This is a genomic window from Marinovum sp. 2_MG-2023 (genome assembly GCF_030548265.1).
In the GTDB taxonomy this organism is placed as follows: domain Bacteria; phylum Pseudomonadota; class Alphaproteobacteria; order Rhodobacterales; family Rhodobacteraceae; genus Marinovum.
This window is the reverse complement of sequence record NZ_JAUOSD010000076.1, coordinates 1-947: the sequence shown is the minus strand read 5'-3', so window position 1 is coordinate 947 and position 947 is coordinate 1. Positions and strand designations below refer to the sequence as shown.

General features: G+C 58.2%; 1 protein-coding gene and 1 other annotated feature. The gene reads left to right on the top strand.

Translation table 11 applies throughout. From position 1 onward, the window contains the following. A partial coding sequence (locus Q4577_RS23660) for an IS3 family transposase (RefSeq protein ID WP_303473384.1) occupies window positions 1–908 on the top strand: 908 nt, incomplete at its 5' end. Then, window positions 3–77: a sequence feature (AL1L pseudoknot), on the top strand. (Overlaps the previous gene by 75 nt.) Window positions 909–947 lie beyond the last annotated feature (39 nt).

Sequence of the window (947 nt, the reverse complement as noted above, 5' to 3'; positions counted from 1 at the left end):
CGATGATCGGCTTCATCGACGATCAACGGGCTGTTTACGGTGTCGAGTCGATCTGCAGGGTGCTGCCGATTGCGCCGTCAACATATTACCACCGTTTGGTTTGCCTCGCTGATCCATCCAAAGCTTCGGCGCGGCATCAGCGGGATGTGGAGCTGCGCCCAGAAATCAAACGGGTCTGGGACGAAAATTATCAGGTCTATGGGGTCCGCAAGGCGTGGCATCAGCTAAAGCGGGAAGGCTATACGCTGGCGCGCTGCACGGTGGAGCGCTTGATGAAACAGATCGGCATCCGTGGTGCCGTGCGCGGAAAGGTGGTCAAGACGACGGTCCCGGACACGTCAGCGCCCTGTCGGCGTGACAAGGTAAACCGCGTGTTCCAGGCACCTGCGCCGAACCTGCTCTGGGTCAGCGATTTTACCTACGTGTCAACCTGGCAGGGCTTTGTGTATGTGGCCTTCGTCATCGATACATTCGCTGATCGCATCGTGGGGTGGCGGGTCTCGCGGTCAGCCAAGACAGACTTTGTTCTCGATGCTCTTGAACAGGCCCTGCATGATCGACGGCCGGTCCAAAAGAGCGGTTTGGTTCACCACTCGGATCGCGGCGGGCAATATTTATCCATTCGCTATACCGAGCGTCTGGCCGAAGCTGGCATCGAGCCATCGGTCGGCAGCGTGGGAGACTCCTATGACAACGCCCTCGCGGAGACGATAAACGGCCTCTACAAGACCGAGCTGGTCCATCGTCAAGGACCGTGGCGCAACATGCAGGACCTGGAAATGGCCACTCTCGGCTGGGTCGATTGGTTTAATCACCGGCGCTTGCTCGGCCCTATCGGAAACATACCGCCAGCAGAGGCTGAACAGAACTACAATGCACAGCGCGACGTCCTCGATATGGTCGCGTGAAATGAAGCTAAAGGTCTCCGGTAAAACCGGGGCGATTCA